The sequence below is a fragment of the Modestobacter sp. DSM 44400 genome (assembly GCF_900107175.1).
Classification (GTDB): domain Bacteria; phylum Actinomycetota; class Actinomycetes; order Mycobacteriales; family Geodermatophilaceae; genus Modestobacter.
The window spans coordinates 69813-86519 of the sequence record NZ_FNOZ01000018.1 but is presented as its reverse complement, the minus strand read 5'-3'; the positions used below and the strand labels follow the sequence as shown (position 1 = coordinate 86519).

The 16707-nt window shown below is 75.8% G+C and carries 20 protein-coding genes, 1 pseudogene and 1 riboswitch; of the genes and pseudogenes, 12 read left to right on the top strand and 9 right to left on the bottom strand.

Features of this window, described 5'->3' with window-relative positions:
• A pseudogene (locus tag BLW04_RS13070) lies at nucleotides 1–450 on the bottom strand (homogentisate 1,2-dioxygenase); the annotation flags it as partial.
• A 111-nt stretch (nucleotides 451–561) separates the two neighbouring features.
• Between BLW04_RS13070 and BLW04_RS13065 the strand changes: the two are divergent.
• From BLW04_RS13065 to BLW04_RS27560, 3 genes are all read left to right on the top strand, one after another.
• Entirely contained in the window at nucleotides 562–1179 is a 618-nt protein-coding gene (locus tag BLW04_RS13065) for a GNAT family N-acetyltransferase (RefSeq protein WP_254781470.1), read from the top strand.
• A gap of 30 nt (nucleotides 1180–1209) precedes the next feature.
• Nucleotides 1210–1533: a divalent metal cation transporter gene (locus tag BLW04_RS28410; protein ID WP_371327788.1), complete on the top strand. Its 324-nt coding sequence runs from the start codon at nucleotides 1210–1212 to the stop codon at nucleotides 1531–1533.
• Between the two features lie 107 nt (nucleotides 1534–1640).
• On the top strand, nucleotides 1641–1856 hold the full coding sequence (locus tag BLW04_RS27560) for a GNAT family N-acetyltransferase (RefSeq protein WP_217631024.1): 216 nt from the start codon (nucleotides 1641–1643) through the stop codon (nucleotides 1854–1856).
• A 339-nt stretch (nucleotides 1857–2195) separates the two neighbouring features.
• Here BLW04_RS27560 and BLW04_RS13050 read toward each other — a convergent pair whose 3' ends face one another.
• Complete coding sequence (locus BLW04_RS13050; protein WP_139306837.1) at nucleotides 2196–2729, bottom strand: hypothetical protein; 534 nt, start codon at nucleotides 2727–2729, stop codon at nucleotides 2196–2198.
• Between BLW04_RS13050 and BLW04_RS13045 the strand changes: the two genes are divergently transcribed.
• Nucleotides 2722–3510, top strand: coding sequence for an SDR family NAD(P)-dependent oxidoreductase (locus tag BLW04_RS13045; protein ID WP_091541569.1), 789 nt, complete (start codon nucleotides 2722–2724; stop codon nucleotides 3508–3510). The genes BLW04_RS13050 and BLW04_RS13045 overlap by 8 nt on opposite strands.
• Here BLW04_RS13045 and fabG read toward each other — a convergent pair.
• A complete protein-coding gene (fabG, locus tag BLW04_RS13040) occupies nucleotides 3479–4234 on the bottom strand; it encodes a 3-oxoacyl-ACP reductase FabG (RefSeq protein WP_091541566.1) in 756 nt (251 codons plus the stop codon). The genes BLW04_RS13045 and fabG overlap by 32 nt on opposite strands.
• A gap of 287 nt (nucleotides 4235–4521) precedes the next feature.
• On the opposite strand from fabG, the gene BLW04_RS13035 reads away from it, so the two are divergent.
• Together BLW04_RS13035 and BLW04_RS13030 are read left to right on the top strand one after the other, a co-directional pair.
• Entirely contained in the window at nucleotides 4522–4725 is a 204-nt protein-coding gene (locus BLW04_RS13035; RefSeq protein ID WP_139306836.1) for a hypothetical protein, read from the top strand.
• A gap of 69 nt (nucleotides 4726–4794) precedes the next feature.
• The gene (locus tag BLW04_RS13030) at nucleotides 4795–6390 is read left to right on the top strand and encodes a S53 family peptidase (protein ID WP_139306835.1); all 1596 of its coding nucleotides are present in this window, start codon (nucleotides 4795–4797) and stop codon (nucleotides 6388–6390) included.
• Nucleotides 6391–6396: 6 nt separating this feature from the next.
• Here BLW04_RS13030 and BLW04_RS13025 read toward each other — a convergent pair whose 3' ends face one another.
• The 3 genes from BLW04_RS13025 to BLW04_RS13015 are packed head-to-tail and all read right to left on the bottom strand — an operon-like array spanning nucleotide 6397 to nucleotide 9318.
• Nucleotides 6397–8052: a bifunctional 3'-5' exonuclease/DNA polymerase gene (locus tag BLW04_RS13025; RefSeq protein WP_091541561.1), complete on the bottom strand. Its 1656-nt coding sequence runs from the start codon at nucleotides 8050–8052 to the stop codon at nucleotides 6397–6399.
• A 49-nt stretch (nucleotides 8053–8101) separates the two neighbouring features.
• Nucleotides 8102–8725 carry a TenA family protein gene (locus tag BLW04_RS13020; RefSeq protein WP_091541556.1) on the bottom strand — a complete coding sequence of 208 codons (624 nt, stop codon included), beginning with the start codon at nucleotides 8723–8725 and terminating at the stop codon, nucleotides 8102–8104.
• A complete protein-coding gene (locus BLW04_RS13015) occupies nucleotides 8722–9318 on the bottom strand; it encodes a thiaminase II/PqqC family protein (protein ID WP_091541553.1) in 597 nt (198 codons plus the stop codon). Before BLW04_RS13015 ends, BLW04_RS13020 begins: the two co-directional genes overlap by 4 nt.
• Before the next feature lie 46 nt (nucleotides 9319–9364).
• Nucleotides 9365–9474: riboswitch (TPP riboswitch) on the top strand.
• On the opposite strand from BLW04_RS13015, the gene BLW04_RS13010 reads away from it, so the two are divergent.
• From BLW04_RS13010 to BLW04_RS12985, 6 genes are all read left to right on the top strand, one after another.
• Nucleotides 9468–10808 carry a purine-cytosine permease family protein gene (locus tag BLW04_RS13010; protein WP_091541550.1) on the top strand — a complete coding sequence of 447 codons (1341 nt, stop codon included), beginning with the start codon at nucleotides 9468–9470 and terminating at the stop codon, nucleotides 10806–10808. Its footprint overlaps the riboswitch before it by 7 nt.
• A complete protein-coding gene (gene thiE, locus BLW04_RS13005) occupies nucleotides 10805–11422 on the top strand; it encodes a thiamine phosphate synthase (protein WP_091541547.1) in 618 nt (205 codons plus the stop codon). Before BLW04_RS13010 ends, thiE begins: the two co-directional genes overlap by 4 nt.
• The gene (gene thiO, locus BLW04_RS13000) at nucleotides 11419–12531 is read left to right on the top strand and encodes a glycine oxidase ThiO (protein ID WP_091541544.1); all 1113 of its coding nucleotides are present in this window, start codon (nucleotides 11419–11421) and stop codon (nucleotides 12529–12531) included. The genes thiE and thiO overlap by 4 nt, the downstream gene beginning before the upstream one ends.
• Entirely contained in the window at nucleotides 12528–12734 is a 207-nt protein-coding gene (gene thiS / locus BLW04_RS12995) for a sulfur carrier protein ThiS (RefSeq protein ID WP_254781469.1), read from the top strand. Before thiO ends, thiS begins: the two co-directional genes overlap by 4 nt.
• A gap of 1 nt (nucleotide 12735) precedes the next feature.
• Nucleotides 12736–13581 carry a thiazole synthase gene (locus BLW04_RS12990; RefSeq protein WP_091541539.1) on the top strand — a complete coding sequence of 282 codons (846 nt, stop codon included), beginning with the start codon at nucleotides 12736–12738 and terminating at the stop codon, nucleotides 13579–13581.
• Complete coding sequence (locus BLW04_RS12985) at nucleotides 13578–14153, top strand: thiamine phosphate synthase (protein ID WP_091541536.1); 576 nt, start codon at nucleotides 13578–13580, stop codon at nucleotides 14151–14153. Before BLW04_RS12990 ends, BLW04_RS12985 begins: the two co-directional genes overlap by 4 nt.
• Nucleotides 14154–14159: 6 nt before the next feature.
• Here the strand turns inward: BLW04_RS12985 and BLW04_RS12980 are convergent, their stop codons facing one another.
• From BLW04_RS12980 to BLW04_RS12970, 3 genes are all read right to left on the bottom strand, one after another.
• On the bottom strand, nucleotides 14160–14468 hold the full coding sequence (locus BLW04_RS12980) for a DUF1905 domain-containing protein (RefSeq protein ID WP_091541532.1): 309 nt from the start codon (nucleotides 14466–14468) through the stop codon (nucleotides 14160–14162).
• On the bottom strand, nucleotides 14461–15051 hold the full coding sequence (locus tag BLW04_RS12975; protein ID WP_091541528.1) for a mycothiol transferase: 591 nt from the start codon (nucleotides 15049–15051) through the stop codon (nucleotides 14461–14463). The genes BLW04_RS12980 and BLW04_RS12975 overlap by 8 nt, the downstream gene beginning before the upstream one ends.
• An 86-nt stretch (nucleotides 15052–15137) precedes the next feature.
• Nucleotides 15138–16700: a DUF6297 family protein gene (locus tag BLW04_RS12970; protein ID WP_091541524.1), complete on the bottom strand. Its 1563-nt coding sequence runs from the start codon at nucleotides 16698–16700 to the stop codon at nucleotides 15138–15140.
• Nucleotides 16701–16707: the final 7 nt, after the last annotated feature.

Below are 16707 nucleotides of genomic sequence, written 5' to 3'. Positions count from 1 at the left end.
CAGCGCGCCGAAGACGGTCTCCACGGTCGCCGTCCCGCGCTCGACGTAGACGCACTCGTCGCCGGTGGCGTTGCGGTAGTACGGGCTGGTCAGGCTGCTCACGGCGTAGGAGATCCGGACGTCGGCGTTGCCCAGCACCAGCCGCCGTCCGGTCACCGGGTCCACGGCCCTGCGCTCCTGCGACGACATGGTCTCCTCTCCGGGGAACAGGTCGTGCAGCTTCAGGTGCCGCGGCACCAGCGGGGTGTTGGCCGTCAGCGTCTGATCGGGCAGCTCCCAGGGGCGGGCGTCGACCAGCGCCGAGGGGATGCCCCGGTGGTACAGCAGCGAGGAGTCGCTGCTGAACCCCTCCTCGCCCATCAACTCCTCGGAGTACAACCCACCGTCGGGACGGCGGTGCTGGGTGTGCCGCTTGAGCGGAACGCTGCCCACCTGCCGGTAGAACGCCACGGGTCGCTCCTCTCGAGCACTGCGGTCGCCGGTCCGGTCGGAGGAGCCGGGCCACCAGCAGCATGGCGTACGCCGCGGGGTGCCGGCGTCCGGCTGTGGTCTGATCTGCCGGTGAGCGCCCCGATCGCCGCCCGCGTGGCCGTCCGGGCGGACGTCCCGCGGCTGGCCGCCACCCTGGCCGCCGCCTATCCCGACTACCGGTGGACCTCCTGGGCCTTCCCCGAGGACGGCCGCGCGCAGCGGCTGCACCGCTGGGCGGAGGTGTGCGCCGGACTGGCCGGCGTGGACGCCGGGACGACGTGGGTCACCGTCGACTGCGCGGCCGTGGCCGCGTGGACCGCCCCCGGCGCCCCCGCACCGGCCGTCGACCTGCAGGCGGTGCTCGACCGCGACCTCCCCAAGGCCTTCGGCTCCCGGCACCGGGTGGTGCTGGCCAGCGAGCAGCTGGCCGCCCCAGGCCGGCCGGAGGAGCCGCACTGGTGGCTGGACGCGGTGGGCACGCGCCGGGCCAGCCGCCGGACCGGGCTGGGTGCCGCCGTCCTCGCGCCGGTGCTCGAGCGGTGCGACGCCGACGGCGTGCCGGCCGCGCTGACCGCCTACACCTCGACCGCCGTCCGCTGGTTCGAGCGGTTCGGCTTCGCCGTCACCTCCAGCACCCGGACGGCGGTGGACCACGAGCTGCCGATCTGGACGCTGGTGCGCCTCCCCGGCCAGGCCGGCCTGACCTGACCCCGGGGGCCACGGGTCGGCCCGTCCGAGCTGGGGCTGGCGACCGGGCGCGACCTGGCCAGCTGCTGCCGCGAACGGCTGCCCCGCCCGGTGGTCCGGGGGCTGTGGGCGCAGGCCGAGGCGGTCGCCGTCGCCACCGACCTGACCGAGATCGCCGGCGGCGCGGTCGCGCTGAAGCTGCTGTTCGGAGTACCGCTGCCGATCGGTGGCGTGCTCACGGCCGTGGTCGCGTTCGCACTGCTGGCCGCGGAGCGACGACGGCCGCCTGATGATCGGCGAGAGCGACGACGATCTCGACGAACAGCTGAACGCTGGACTCGACGCCTACAACCTCACGGCGACGGGCTTCGGTGACCAGCGGAAGATCACCGTCAGAGTCGACGACGATGGCGGACTGCTCGTCGCCGGCCGCCGCGGTTGGACATGGGGCACGTCCGCCGGGATCAGCATGCTGCGGGTCCGTGACGGCGCTCGGAGAGGGCTGGGGTGGCCGCCTCCTTGCAGCAGCCGAACACGTGGCACGAGAACGCGGATGCCGCCAGATCATCGTCAGTTCGTTCACCTTCCAGGCACCCCGGTTCTACGAGCGGCACGGCTACGTCGAGACCGGCCGTGTCGAAGACATCCCCGTCGAAGGGATGGCGGACGTCCAGCTGCGGAAGCGCCTTGTGCAATGAAATCCGCGCCGAGGCACTCCGACCGATCCGCGCTCGGGGTGCGGGCTCGCTCGCAGGGCGCGGGCACCTCGGAGCGCACCCGGCCGTTGACCGTCCCGCCGCCGGACGCGACGAGCGCCCAGGCGGTGAGCAGCATCAGGCCGCTTCCCGAAGGCGCGCGTCCGGGAACCGCGATGGCCGGGCCGCGTTGACGCCGGACCGCCCGCTCACCGACGTGGAGGTCGCCCGCGCTGCCCCTCCCCCCTGACCGCCCAGGCCGTGCGTCTGATCGCCCTGGGGGCGCACGAGGTCGCCGACCTCTCCTCCGCCGGGCGTACCGCCGTCGGCTGAGCGCCCACCTCAGGCGGGCGGGACCTCGCCGACCTCGGGAACCAACGGGAACGGGCTGGTGACTCCGGCTGCCGCCAGCGCGTCGTCCGGACCGCCCACGGCCCCGGCGGCCGCCGGTGCGACCAGGACGTCGATGCCGTCGCCCTCCGGACGGGCCGTTGCGCTCGTGACGGTCGGCGCGTGCTCGCGGGCAAGCCGGTCCGCCTCGGCCCGCAGGTCACCGGGCCGGAACTCGGTCTGCTCGACCGCCACGTCGAACCCGGTCGCGGCCTCGACGACCGACCGCACGTCGGCAGGCAGCTCCCCGTACCAGCGCAGCGTCAGCCGGGTGCGGTCCAGGCTGATGCCCGGGTCGCCGCGGTCCGGTGAGTCGCCGGCCGCGGCGGACACCCGCTCCAGCAGCTCGTACATCCTGCCCGGCACTCCCGGGTAGACCACGAACTCGCCGGGACCGACCCGGCCGGACGGTGCGCCTGACGGCGCGCGGCGGGACCCCTTGCGCGCTGCTATCAGCCCATCATCCAGGCTGGGCCGCGTGGACATCGCAGGAGCACGCATCTGGGTCACCGGCGCCTCGTCCGGCATCGGCGCCGCGCTGGCCCGGGAGCTCGCCGACCGGGGGGCGCGGGTGGCGATCAGCGCCCGCAACGGGGAGAAGCTGGCCGAGGTGGCCGCCGGGCGGATGACCGTCGTCCCGGTGGACGTCACCGACCGCGCGGCGACCGTCGCCGCCGGTCAGACGGTGCGGGAGGCCCTCGGCGGGATCGACGTCGCCGTCCTCAACGCCGGCACCTGGTCGCAGTTCCACGTGGAACCGTGGGACTCGCAGGCCTTCGCCGACCACCTGCAGGTCAACCTGATGGGCACGGTGCACTCGCTGGAGGCCGTCGTCCCGACGATGCTCGCCGAGGGCCGCGGGACGATCGTGGGCATGGCGTCGGTCGCCGGCTACCGCGGCCTGCCCGGCTCGGAGGCCTACGGCGCGAGCAAGGCCGCGCTGCTGAACCTGTTCGAGGCGCTGCGCGGATCGCTGGGCGTGCGGGGCGTCGTCGTCCAGACGCTGTCGCCGGGGTTCGTGCGCACCCCGATGACCGATCGGAACCGGTTTCCGATGCCGTTCATGGTCTCCCCGGAGGAAGCCGCCCGCACGATTGCCGACGGGATCAGGAAGGGCAAGGCCGAGGTGGTATTCCCGGTCCGGATGATGCTGACCATGAAGCTCGCCCGGGTGGTCCCGGTGCGGGCCTGGACGGCGCTCACCGCCGTCCTGGCCCGGCGGAGGGGGCCCTTCTTCAGGCGCGGGGGCCGCCGGCCACGTAGATGACCTGGCCGGACACGAAGCCGGCACCCTCGCTGACCAGGAACGACGCGGTGTGCGCGATGTCCTCGGGCTGGCCGACCCGGGCGACCGGGATCTGCTTGGCCGCCATCTCCTTGAACTGCTCGAACGGCACGCCCACCCGCTCGGCGGTCTGTGCGGTCATCTCGGTCTCGATGAAGCCCGGGGCGATGGCGTTGGCGGTCACGTTGTAGCGGCCCAGCTCGATGGCCAGGGTCTTGGTGAAGCCCTGCATGCCCGCCTTGGCCGCGGAGTAGTTGACCTGCCCCCGGTTGCCCAGCGCCGACACGCTGGACAGGTTGACGATCCGGCCGAACTCGGCCTCGACCATGTGCTTCTGGGCGGCCTTGCTCATCAGGAAGGCGCCACGCAGGTGCACGCCCATGACGGCGTCCCAGTCGCTGACGGACATCTTGAACAGCAGGTTGTCCCGGGTGATCCCGGCGTTGTTCACCAGCACGGTGGGGGCGCCCAGCTCCTGCGCGACGCGCTCGACGGCGGCGTTGACCGACGCCTCGTCCGACACGTCCGCGCCCACGGCCAGGGCCTCGCCGCCGGCCTTCTGGATCACCTCGACGGCGCCCGCGCAGGCGCCCTCGTCCAGGTCGAGCACCGCGACGGCCATGCCGTCCTTCGCGAACCGCTTCGCGATGGCCGCGCCGATCCCGCGCGCTGCCCCGGTGACGATCGCCGTCCTCTGCTGTGCCACTGCATCTCCTCGTCGAGCTCTCAGATGGCCCGCGGAGGCTCCGAATCGCCGTCCCCGAGCCTGTTCTCCCACCCTGCATCTCATCAGGTGGTCCGCGCGGCCCTGCCAGGGGTGTCCGCCGGAAGTCCTCGACCGGGACGTCGCTGCGCATGGACCCTGCTACGGCCTGCACCTACGCGCCGGTCAGCTGCGTCGCCGCCCGGGCCCGACGCCGGTACGGCGCCGCAGACCCACGGCCGGGTCCATGCTGCGGTCCGGGCGGAGAGACCTGCCGTCCGGAGTTCGTGGTGGACCGAGGCGACATGGACGTCGACAGGTGTCGGAGGACGACCGCGGGGCTGCTCGCGGCAGCCGCGCTGACCCTCACCGGGTGTTCGCCGGGCCCCGCGGTCGAGGGCACCGACATCCAGGCGCCCGGGCCGCACGGGGGGACCGGCGGCGTCCCGGCGTCCGCCCAGCTGCCCCCACCTCCGCCGACCCGGCCCGCGTGACCTGACCAGCCGGGCGGCGACACGCCGCTCCCCCAGCAGATCGTCAGACCCCTGGCGCACCCTGCTCGCATGGCAGACGACAGCTCCCCCACCACGGCAGCCGATCGGCCGACGCTCCCGGGCAGCGCGCGCCGCCCGGTGGCCGCCGCACAGGCCGCGGGCCCGCTGGACGACGCCGCGCCGCTCGAGGTGACCCTCGTGCTGCGCCGGCGCACCGCCCTCCCGGCCGGCACCGGTCGCCCTGCCCCGATGGGTCGCGCCGAGTTCGCCGAGACCCACGGCGCCGACCCGGCCGACGCCGAAACGGTGACGGCGGCGCTGACCGCGGAGGGCCTTCGGATCACCGCCGTCGACCTGCCCTCCCGGCGGGTGCAGGTCGCCGGTGACGTGGCGACCTTCTCGCGGGTGTTCGGCGTGAGTCTGTCGCGGGTGGAGTCCCCCGACCCGGTCGCCGATCGGCTGGTGCCCCACCGGCAGCGCTCCGGCGACCTGGCCGTGCCCGCGCCGCTGGCCGGCGTGGTCACCGCCGTCCTCGGTCTCGATGACCGCCCGCAGGCCCGGGCGCTGTTCCGGCCGGCCGCCGCAGTCGACACCACCTTCACCCCGCTGGAGCTGGGCCGGGTCTACCGCTTCCCATCAGGCACCGACGGCCGTGGGCAGCGCCTGGCCATCCTGGAGCTCGGCGGCGGCTACACCCAGGCCGACCTGGACGCCTACTGGACGACGATCGGGCTCGCCGACCCGCCGACGGTCACCGCGGTCGGCGTCGACGGTGCGGCCAACGCCCCCGAGGGCGACCCGAACGGCGCCGACGGAGAGGTGCTGCTGGACATCGAGGTCGCCGGCGCGCTGGCCCCCGGTGCGGACCTGGTCGTCTACTTCGCGCCCAACACCGACCGCGGGTTCCTCGACGCGCTCAGCACCGCGGTCCACGCCGACCCGACGCCGACCGCGGTGAGCATCAGCTGGGGGCAGAACGAGGACGAGTGGACGGCGCAGGCGCGCACCGCCATGGACGAGGCGCTGGCCGACGCCGCCGCCCTCGGGGTGACCGTCTGCGCGGCCGCCGGCGACGACGGGAGCACCGACAACGCTCCCGACGGCCAGGCGCACGTCGACTTCCCCGCCTCCAGCCCGCACGCCCTGGCCTGCGGCGGCACGACGCTGCGCGCCGACCCTGACACCGGAGAGGTCAGCAGCGAGACGGTCTGGTTCCACGGCACCGGGCAGGGCGGCACCGGCGGCGGGGTGAGCGCCGTATTCGCCGTTCCGGACTGGCAGGACGGCGTCCGCGTGCCCGGGGACGCCGACACCGGCCGACACGGGCGCGGGGTGCCCGACGTCTCCGCCGACGCCGACCCGTCGACCGGTTACCAGGTCCGGGTCGACGGCACCGACGCCGTCTTCGGCGGCACCAGCGCCGTCTCCCCGCTGTGGTCCGCGCTGACCTGCCGGCTGGCGGAGGCCTTGGGCCAGCGGCCCGGGCTCCTGCAGCCACTGATCTACGCCGGACTGTCGGCCGGGGAGGTGGCGGCCGGGTTCCGGGACGTCACCAGCGGCAGCAACGGCGCCTACGACGCCGGTCCGGGTTGGGACCCCTGTACCGGGCTGGGCGTGCCCGACGGGGAGGCCCTGCTGGTCCGGCTGCGCACCGCTCTGGGCTGAGCGGGCTCAGCCGGCGTCGGCCCACGAACCGACGACCGAGACCTCCAGCGGAAAGTCGACCGGGAAGGAACCGAACAGCAGGCGGCCGGCGCCGGCCGCGGCCGCGCGCACCGCCGCGCTGACCTCGTCGGCCAGCTCCGCGGGCGTGTGGACGACGACCTCGTCGTGCAGGAAGAACACCAGGTGGGGGCGGTCGCTCACCGTTCCCGAAGTACCCAGCCGCCACAGCCGGTTCCGCAGATCGGCCAGCCAGCACAGGGCCCACTCGGCGCCGGTGCCCTGGACGACGAAGTTACGGGTGAACCGCCCCCAGGCCCGCCGGTGGCGGTCCCGCTCCTCCGTCGAGCCGCCCGGCTCCGGCGGCTCGTCGCCGTCGAGGGTGCCCGCCCAGGCCCCCCCGGGGACCGGCGATCCCCGGCCGAGCAGGGTGTGCACCACCTCGCCGCGTTCCCCGGCGCGGGCGGCCTGCTCGACGAGCCCGACCGCCCGCGGATACTCGCGGGTCATCAGGGCGACCATCCGCCCGCTCTCTCCCCGGGTGCCGCCGTACATGGCCCCGAGCATCCCGAGCTTGGCGTCGCTGCGGGCCGCCACCGCACCGCTGTCGACCATGCCCTGATACAGGTCCGACGCCCGCGCCGCCTTGGCCATGGCCGTGTCCGCGCTCATGCCGGCGAGCACCCGGGGCTCCAGCTGCGCGACGTCGGCGACCACGAACCGCCAGCCCTCGTCGGCGACCGCCGCGGGGCGCAGCTGCGTGGGGACGGAGAGCGCGCCACCACCGGAGGAGCCCCACCGCCCGGTCACGACGCCCCCGGGCAGGAAGTACGAGCGGAACCGGCCGTCGCGCACCCAGGTGCCCAGCCAGCTCCAGCCGTTCGCCTGCAGCAGCCGCAGGAGCTTCCTGTACTCCAGGAGGGGCGGGATGCCCGGGTGGTCCAGCTGCTCCAGCGTCCAGGAGCGGGTGTCGGTCACCGGCAGGCCCGCCGCCTGCAGGGTGCGCAGCAGGTCACCGGGTGAGTCCGGGTTCAGCGCCGGAGCGCCGAACGCCGCCCGGATCGCCGGCAGCAGCCGGTCCAGCACCACCGGCCGCCGGCCGGCCGCCGGGCGCGGACCGAGCAGCTCGGTCAGCAGCCGGTCGTGGACGTCGGCGCGCCACGGCAGCCCGGCGTGCGTCATCTCGGCCGCGGCCAGGGCGCCGGAGGACTCCGCCGCCAGCAGCAGACCGAGTCGTCTCCGCTGCGGCGACGCGGCGAGGGCGGCCTGCTGCCGGTCGTGCTCGGCTCCCGGGTCGAGGGCGTCGGCGGGGTCGTCGAGCGGAAAGAGCGCGGGTTCGGGGGCGGCGATCGGCTGCAGCGCGTCCCAGCCGGCAACGTCGTCGCCGCGCAGCCGGGACTGGTCGACGAACGGCGACCGGCGCAGGACGGCGTGGCACAGGCGCAGGTCCGTGCACCGCTCGACCCGGATGCCGGCCGCGAGCAGCCCGGGGTACCAGCGGGTGGTGTCGTCCCACACCCAGCGGGGCCGGGCGGCCTCCCGCTCCCGCACGAAGGAGGGCAGCCGGGCGGCATCGAGCCGGGTGACCTCGGCGAGCACCCCGTCCGGCGCGAGCTGCCGCGCCTCCACGGCCCCGGCAGCCCGGCGGAGCAGGACGGACGTCACCCGCGCAGTGTCACCCAGGGGTCCGACGGGACGCGCAGGGCGACCCGGGTCACGCGCCGGACCACGCGGCGTCGAAGAAGCCGACCTCCAGCTGCATTGCCCGGCGGTAGGCCCGATGGACCTCCGGGGTGTCGGCAGCTGCGTCCAGCAGCCGCTCCAGCGTGCCGGCCAGCTCCTCGAAGGCATCGTCGGCGTAGGTGGTGACCCACTCCGCGTAGCCGCTGCCCGGATCGACCCGGGGTGCCAGGGTCTGCCCGAGGAAGGCGTAGAGCCGCATGCACGGCGTCATCGCCGCACAGGTCAGTGCAGTTCCGCCCAGCGACGCGGTGGCCAGCAGAAAGTCGGTGTAGGCCGACGTTGCCAGCAGCGGCTGCACCGTCGCCAGGTCGATACCCCACCGCCCCGCGTAGGAGTCGTGCAGCCGCAGCTCCCCGCGCACCCCGGCCAGCAGGTCGGCGAAAGCGTCCAGCCCGGCCCGGTCGGTGCTGTGGGCCACGCCCAGGGCGTAGCCACGGGCGAACGCCTCGAGGAAGAAGGCGTCCTGGGCGACGTAGCCGGCGAACCGCTCCCGCGGCAGCGTGCCGTCGGCGATGCCGGTGACAAAGGGGTGGGCCAGCGCCGCCGCGACCAGGTCGGCGTTCTCCGCCCACAACCGAACGGCGAGGCCGCTCACGAGGCGCCGACCGCCATGTCCCAGAAGACGGTTTCGGCCGCAACCAGTTCCAGGAACACCGCGTCGCCGGCAGCACTGCCCGCGTCGTCCGCGGCCGCCTCCAGGCCGGCCACGTACCCGGCGAAATGCGGGACGGTCCAGTGCTCGACGAACTCCCGGTACTCCGGCGCGCCGGGGCTGGCCGCCGACCAGGCGTCCAGGTAGGTGCGCTCGATCGTCCACAGCGCCAGCAGCGCGGTGGGGACGTCGGCGGCGTCCAGCCGCGCCAGCAGCCCGGCGTAGGCCGCGGTCGCCGGTAGCGCCGGCGCCGACAGGTCCAGCCCGCGGACGGCGGCCTGCTCCTCGAACCAGGCCAGCTCCTCGACCAGCGAGACCAGCCCGGCGGCGAGCACCGCCTGCGCCGGCCGGGGCGCGCGGGCCAGCAGCCGGGCCTGGAAGACCAGCAGGTCGGCGACGAAGCGGGCGTCCTGCACCAGCCAGGTGTCGAAGGCGGCGCGTGGAACGGACCCGTCCCGGACGGCGACCAGGAACGGGTGCGCGGTGGCTCGCCGCCAGGCCTCGGCGTGGCGCTGCAACAGCTCGGCGACCGGCACGGGGCGGAACTCTACGAGAGCGCCTAAGGTGGCTCCGTCATGGCTCGAAGCCATGTGCGGGAGCTCGGAGGACCGGGCTGAGAGGGCGGCTGAACGCCGCCGACCGCTGGAACCTGACCGGGTAATGCCGGCGTAGGGAGCGCACCACGATGAGCACGTCGGAGACCCTCCGTCCCGCCGCGACCGGCGACGCACCCCTCACCCTCACCGATCCGGCGGCCCGCACGCTGGGCCTGCGCGACTCGCTGGGCCTGTGGGGCAACCTCGGCATCAGCGTGCTGCTGCCGGTGGCCGCCGTCTTCGTCGTCCTGCCCGGCCGGCCGCTGGCGGTGACCCTCGGCGCGGTCGTCGTCGGCGCGGTCATCGGGTCGGTGCTGCTGGGCCTGGGCGCGGCCGCCGGCGCCCGGGAGGGCGTCCCGGCCATGGTCCTGCTGCGCGGCCTGCTCGGCCGGCGGGCCTCCTACCTGCCCACGGCCCTCAACCTGGTGCAGTGCGTCGGCTGGGCCACCTTCGAGATCGTGATCATCGCCGAGGCCGCCTCCCGCGCGCTCGGCGCACCGCGCTGGCCGTTCGTGCTGGCCGCCGGGGTGCTCGCCACGGCCATGGCGCTGCGCCCGCTGGGCGTGGTCCGGGTGCTGTCCCGCTACGCGGTCTGGGCCGCCCTCGCCGCGATCGTCTACCTGTTCGTCCAGGTGCTGGCCGAGCCGCTGCCGCCGATCGACGGCGGCGGGGCGACGTCGTTCTGGACGGCGACCGACATCGTCATCGCCCTGCCGGTCTCCTGGTTCCCGCTCGCCGCCGACTACACCCGGCACAACCGCACCGCGCGGGGCGCCTTCACCGGCGCGACCGCCGGCTACGGCCTCGCCACCGCCGCCATGTTCACCCTCGGGGTGCTGGCGCTGGCGGCCTACGGCAGCTCAGGGCTGGACGTCGTCGACGCGCTGCTGGCCGTGCCGCTGGGCGCCCTCGCCGTCCTGGTGCTCATCGTGGTGGAGCTGGACGAGGCGTTCGCCAACCTGTACTCAACGGCCGTGTCGGCGCAGAACGTGGTTGCCCGGGCGGACCGCCGGGTGCTCGCGCTCGTGGTCGGCGCCGTCGCGACGCTGCTGGCGCTGACCTTCGACATCGCTGCCTACGAGCCGTTCCTCTTCCTCATCGGCGCGGTGTTCGTACCGCTGGTCGGCGTCTTCGTCGTCGCCTACTGGCTGCTGCCCCGCGGCCGCTGGGACACCTCGGACACCGCGCCGGGCCGCCTGCTCCTGCTGCTGCCGTGGCTGGCCGGGTTCGTTGCCTACCAGCTGACCCTGCCCACCTACTTCGGCGGCGTGGGTGCGGCCTGGACGGCGTGGTGGGGCGCCCGGCAGGCCGACCTGGGCATCGACCCGGCCAACGGGTGGTCGGCGTCCCTGGTGAGCCTGGCCGTGGCCGCCGTCCTCACCGCGTTGCTCGTCCTGCCCGGGGCGCTGCGCGCCCGCCGGTCAGCATGACCCGCCCGCTGGGCCGGCTGCACGTGCTCACCGACGCGCGCGGTGGACCGGCCGCGCTGGACGCCGTGGCCGCGGCCGTCGCCGCCGGCGCCCCGGTGGTCCAGGTACGCGCCAAGGGCTGCACCGACCGCGAGCTGCACGACTTCGCCCGCGCCGTCGTCGAGCTGTGCGCGCCGGCCGGCGCGACCTGTCTGGTCAACGACCGGGTCGACGTCGCCCTGGCCGTCGGCGCCGACGGCACCCACCTGGGCACCGGGGACCTGCCGCTGGCCGCCGCCCGCCGCATCGCCGGACCGCACCACCTGCTCGGCGGAACGGCGCGCGAGCCCGGGCTGGCCCGGCAGCTGGTCGCCGAGGGCGCGGACTACCTCGGGGTCGGGCCCGCCTACCCCACCCAGACAAAGACGGGACTCCCCGACGCCCTCGGTCCGGCCGGCATCCGGGCGGTCGCCGAGGCCGTCGACGTGCCGGTCATCGCCATCGGCGGGGTGACCGCCGCGCGGGTCGCCGAGCTGCTGGCTGCCGGGGCGTCCGGCGTCGCGGTGGTCGGCGCGGTGTCCGGCGCGGCCGACCCGGCTGCCGCCACCCGCGAGTTGCTGCGGGCACTGGCATGACCGACGTCGCGATCGCCGGAGGTGGCCTCATCGGCCTGGCGGTGGCCTGGCGGGCCGCGCAGCGCGGGCTGTCGGTGACCGTCGTGGACGACGCCCCCGGCACCGGCGCCTCGGCCGCGGCGGCCGGGATGCTCGCCCCGGTCACCGAGGCCGCCTATGGCGAGGAGGCGCTGCTGCGGCTGTGCCAGGCCTCGCTGCAGCGCTACGGTGCCTTCGCCGCCGAGCTGGAGGCCGCCAGCGGCCTGCCGGTCGGGCTGCGCACCGCCGGCACCCTGGTCGTCGGCTTCGACGCCGACGACGTCGCGGCACTGGACGCGCTGCACGACTACCAGCGCGAGCTGGGTCTGCCCGCCGAGCGGCTCACTCCTCGGGACACCCGACGGCGCGAGCCGTCGCTGACCCCGCGGGTGCGCGGCGGCCTGGCGGTCGCCGGCGACCACTCGGTGGACGGTCGGGCACTGCACGCCGCACTTCTGGCCGCCGCGATCGCCGCCGGGGTGCACGTCGTCGCCGACCGGGTCGCCGCGGTGCAGGTCGCCGGCGGCCGGGCCACCGGGCTGCAGTTGTCCGGCGGCGGCACGGTGGACGCCGGCACCGTCGTCCTGGCGCTGGGTGCGGAGAGCGCCGGGCTGCCCGGCGTCCCTCCGCTGCCGGTGCGGCCGGTGAAGGGGCAGATCCTCCGGCTGGCCGGTGCCGAGGGACTGCTGTCGGGCACCGTGCGGGCGCTGGTCCGCGGCCGGCACGTCTATCTGGTGCCCTATGGCGCGGGCGGGCTGATCGTGGGGGCCACCGTCGAGGACCGCGGGTTCGACCCGACCGTCACCGCGGGCGGGGTACACGACCTGCTGCACGACGCCATCGAGGTCGTCCCGGGAGTGACCGAGCTGGAGCTGGTCGAGACCCTCGCCCGCTGGCGGCCGGGCACCGCGGACAACGCCCCGCTGCTCGGTCCCAGCGCGCTGCCCGGCCTGGTGCTGGCCACCGGGCACCACCGCAACGGCGTGCTGCTGACCCCGGTGACCGCCGACGTCATCGCTGAGCTGCTGTTCACCGGCGAACTTCCGGAGCTCGCCGTCCCGTTCACCGTCGAGAGGTTCGTGCACCGATGAGCATCCAGGTGACCGTCAACGGAGCCCCCACCGACCTGACCGACGGCGCCACCGTCGCGGTGCTCGTCGCCGCGCGCAGCGGCGGGCACGACCGCGTCGCGGTTGCGCTCAACGGCGACGTCGTGCCGCGCAGCCGCTGGACGGCGACCGAGCTCTCCCCCGGCGACCGCCTCGAGGTGCTCGCCCCCACCGCAGGAGGTTGAGATGTTGAAGGGCCCCCTTGCCCCCCACCGCTCGCAAGCTCGCAGCGGGCCCCTGCAAGGGGGCCCGCACGAGGAGGCGGCCGACCCGTTCGTCCTGGGCGGGGAGACGTTCACCTCCCGGCTGGTTCTCGGCACCGGCGGGCTGCCCAGTCTCGAGGTGCTGGAGGAAGTGGTGCGCGCCTCGGGCACCCAGCTGGTCACCGTGGCGCTGCGCCGGGTCGAGGCCGCCGCGGGCAGCTCGATGATGGAGGTGCTCAGCCGCTGCGGCGTCCGGCTGCTGCCCAACACGGCCGGCTGCCAGACCGCCCGGGAGGCTGTGCTCACCGCCCAGCTGTCCCGCGAGGCGTTCGGAACCGACTGGGTGAAACTCGAGGTCATCGGCGACGACCGCACGCTGCTGCCCGACGCGGTGGAGCTGCTCGACGCCGCCGAGCAGCTGGTCGCCGACGGCTTCACCGTACTTCCGTACACCACCGACGACCCGATCCTTGGCCGCCGGCTGGCCGACGCCGGATGCGCCGCGGTCATGCCGCTGGGCTCGCCGATCGGCAGCGGGCTGGGCATCCGCAACCCCCACAACATCGCCCTGCTTCGCGAGCAGGTGAGCGTGCCGGTGGTGCTCGACGCCGGCATCGGCACCGCCTCGGACGCCGCGTTGGCGATGGAGCTCGGCTGCGACGCGGTGCTGCTGGCCTCGGCGGTCACCCGCGCCCGCGAGCCGGTCCAGATGGCCCTGGCCATGCGCCAGGCCGTCGAAGGCGGCCGGCTGGCCCGGGGTGCCGGCCGGATCCCGCGCCGCTGGCACGCCGAGGCCTCCACGAGCATGGCGGGGCTGCCCGACCTGTGAGCGGGGTCCCCCGGCTGCTGGTGCTCACCGACCGCACGCAGTGCGCCGGGCAGCTGGTCTCGGCCGTGCGCTCGGCGGTGGACGCCGGCGCCCGCGCGGTCGTGCTGCGGGAGAAGGACCTGCCCGCCGCCGCGCGCGACGAGCTGGCCGAGCAGCTCGCCGCCGTCCTGGCGCCGGTGGGCGGGCTGCTGGTGCGGGCCGGCGCCTCGCCCGCCCCCGCCGTCCACCTGGCCGCGGCCGATCCGTTCCCGTCGGTGCGGCCGGGGCTGATGGGCCGGTCGTGCCACTCCGCCGCGGAGCTGGACCGGGCTCGGGCGGAGGGCTGCGACTGGGTGATGCTGTCCCCGTTCGCCGGGACACCGTCCAAGCCCGGGTACGGGCCGGCGCTGGGCCCGGCCGGCCTGGCCGCGCTGCTGGCCGGGCGGGCCGGGCCACCGGTCTACGCGCTGGGCGGGGTGCGTCCGGACGACGTGACCGCCTGCCGGGCCGCGGGTGCGTACGGAGTGGCGGTCATGGGGCCGGTGATGCGGGAGCCGCGGCTGGTCGCGGCGTACCTGGCCGCGCTGCGCTGAACTCCCTCAGGCCCCGCCGGCCACGGTCAGCCGCACCGTGACGGTGTCGCCCTCGTCCAGCTCCTCGGCCCGGCGGACGGCGTCCTTCACCGGCACCAGGTAGAGCCCGTCCTTGGGGAACAGCGAGGTCGTCCACTCGGTCGCCCCGATGCGCGCCCGGACCGGAATCATCCCCCAGCCGTAGGTCACCGCCGTGGACACCGCGTGCAGGTGCTGGCTCTCGTCGGCCGGCACCGTAACGAAGAAGAACGGCGCCGGGCCCCGCCAGTGCCAGACGTCGCCGGTGACCTCGAGGTCCCTCCCAGGATCACCCATCAGTCGCCACCGGCGGGCGGTTGCCCAGCGGCCGCCAGCCGGACGGCGGGTCCTCACCGACCCGTCCGTCCACCGCCTCGCGGAGCAGGTCGGCGTGCCCGGTGTGCCGGCCGTACTCCTCGATCAGGTCGCAGACCAGCCGGCGCAGGCTCGCGTGGCGACCGTCCGGCCCGGAGAGGTGGACGAGCTGGTCGAGCCCGCCGTCGGCCATGGCGGCGTCGAGCCGCGCGCGGGACCGGGCGACCGCGCCGTCCCAGAGCGCGTACAGCTGCTCGGGGGTGTCGTCGGCGGCGGAGGTGAACGCCCAGTCGCCACCGCCGGCGCCCGCCATGGCATCCCACGGTGCACCCATCGGCGCCCCGCTCAGCCGGGCGGTGGAGACCTCGTCCTCCACGAGGGCGAGGTGCTTGAGCAGGCCGCCGAGGGCGAGCGTGGAGACGCCGATCCGGGCCCGCAGCCCGACCGCATCGAGGTCGTCGACCTTCCAGCGGAAGGTGGTGCGCAGCCGGTCGAGCGCACCGGTCACGTGCTCGGCCTCGGTGCCGGCGAGGGGCGGTTCCCACGGCTGGTCGCTGTCGGTCATGGCGGCACGGTAGGGCCTGATGCGGACGTTCGGCGTCCGGATGCCAGCAGGTCGTCAGACGGGGATGACCTCGACCAGCCGCCGCCTCACGCCTTCCGGCGGGCGGTCTCCACCGCCAGGGCCGCGATCGCCAGCGACCAGGCCAGCTGCGCCGCAACGAGCACCGGTGGGGCCTCACCCAGCAGCAGGGCGACGGCGAACGGCACGGTGCCCAGCACGCCCAGGTCCGGACCGCGGACCAGCGTCGCCCCCACCCCGCTGGGCAGCGGCCCCAGGGGCGAGGACACCACCGACCCCGACCAGTCCAGCTCCGGTCGGTAGCCGCCGCGCACCGCCGCACCCGCCCACGCCGGCGCGACGGCGATCCCGAGCGCCAGCCAGCTCCACGCGCTGCCGGCGCCCTGTCCGACCAGCAGCGCCGACACCCCGCACACGACCACCAGCACCGCGACCGGCACCACCGCGCGAGCCCGGACCACCGCCTTCTCCGCCAGCGGCAGCGCCCGGTCGGCAGCCGGGGAGGCGTGCCCCCGCCGGCTCGGCTCGCCCACCGCCACGGCGGCCAGCCCCCAGCCCAGCGCCGCGGCGACGGCCACCAGCGGCGGCAGCTCGCCCAGCCCGCGGGTACGGGCCGCCAGCACCGGCAGCGCGGCACCCACCGCCAGCTGACCCCACCGCCACGGCGAACGGGTCAGCACGGCCAGGTCGGCGGCCACCACCGCCCGCTCCGGGCTGGTCACCCAGCCCCAGGTGCGTGGCCGCCGCGGCGCCCGGACGACAGTGCCCAGCGCCCGGCCCAGCTCCCGCGTGTCCAGCGAGACCGCCGACGCCGAGGCGTACTGCGCGGTCTCCCCGCGGTTCCGCAGCGCCCCGGCCGGCAGGCGCCCCAGCCGGCGGTCGGCGACGACGAGGGCGACGGCGGCGAGCACCGCCGTCCCGGCGAGCAGCGCCGCCGTCCCGATCCTCGGCAGTGTGGGGAGGACGGTTCCGTCCGCCAGCTCCCGGCCCAGTGCGGCGGCCACCGAGGCGCCGACCGCGGGGACGACGACCGCCACCGCGGCGACCCCGCCCGCGACCGTGCCCATCCACCGGGTGCGCCCGGACGACTGCAGGACGGCGAGCCCGCCGACGACGGCGGCGGCGAGCAGCGCGGCGACGGCCAGCTCGAGCAGCACCCCGGACGTCGTGGGCGCGGCCGGACCGGCCAGCAGCACCGGCAGCGCGACGGCGACCGCCGCCACGACGGCCAGCAGCCCGACCCGGCGCAGCTCTCCCCGCAGCAGCCCGCGCCGCCCGGCCGGCAGCGGCAGCCACCAGGCCGCCGTCGCCGGAGTCGCGCTCACCGGGCCGAGCCGGGCCAGCAACCCGACCACACCGCCGGCCAGCACCAGCGCGACCACGACGGCGGTTGCCGCGCCGGGCAGCACGGCCGCCTCGACCGGAGGCCGGGCGGCGATCCGCTCGCGCAGGCGCGCGAGCACCCCGGCCAGCACGGCGACCATGATCGCGACCGAGGTCAGCGCGGAGACCAGGTCGCCGACCTGGGTCAGCAGGCCGGTGTCGGCCCGGGCGGCCGTGGCCCGACGGGTGAACCGCCGGACGCCGGCGCCGTCCAGTTCGGCGGAGAGGTCCGCGGTCAGAGACGTCACGGACAGC

Coding starts and splice junctions, on each gene's coding strand:
- BLW04_RS13050 (WP_139306837.1), bottom strand. CDS start 2,729: ATGTCCACGCGGCCCAGCCTGGATGATGGGCTGATAGCAGCGCGCAAG.
- BLW04_RS13030 (WP_139306835.1), top strand. CDS start 4,795: ATGGCAGACGACAGCTCCCCCACCACGGCAGCCGATCGGCCGACGCTC.
- BLW04_RS13010 (WP_091541550.1), top strand. CDS start 9,468: ATGAGCACGTCGGAGACCCTCCGTCCCGCCGCGACCGGCGACGCACCC.
- thiE (WP_091541547.1), top strand. CDS start 10,805: ATGACCCGCCCGCTGGGCCGGCTGCACGTGCTCACCGACGCGCGCGGT.
- thiO (WP_091541544.1), top strand. CDS start 11,419: ATGACCGACGTCGCGATCGCCGGAGGTGGCCTCATCGGCCTGGCGGTG.
- thiS (WP_254781469.1), top strand. CDS start 12,528: ATGAGCATCCAGGTGACCGTCAACGGAGCCCCCACCGACCTGACCGAC.
- BLW04_RS12990 (WP_091541539.1), top strand. CDS start 12,736: ATGTTGAAGGGCCCCCTTGCCCCCCACCGCTCGCAAGCTCGCAGCGGG.
- BLW04_RS12980 (WP_091541532.1), bottom strand. CDS start 14,468: ATGGGTGATCCTGGGAGGGACCTCGAGGTCACCGGCGACGTCTGGCAC.
- BLW04_RS12975 (WP_091541528.1), bottom strand. CDS start 15,051: ATGACCGACAGCGACCAGCCGTGGGAACCGCCCCTCGCCGGCACCGAG.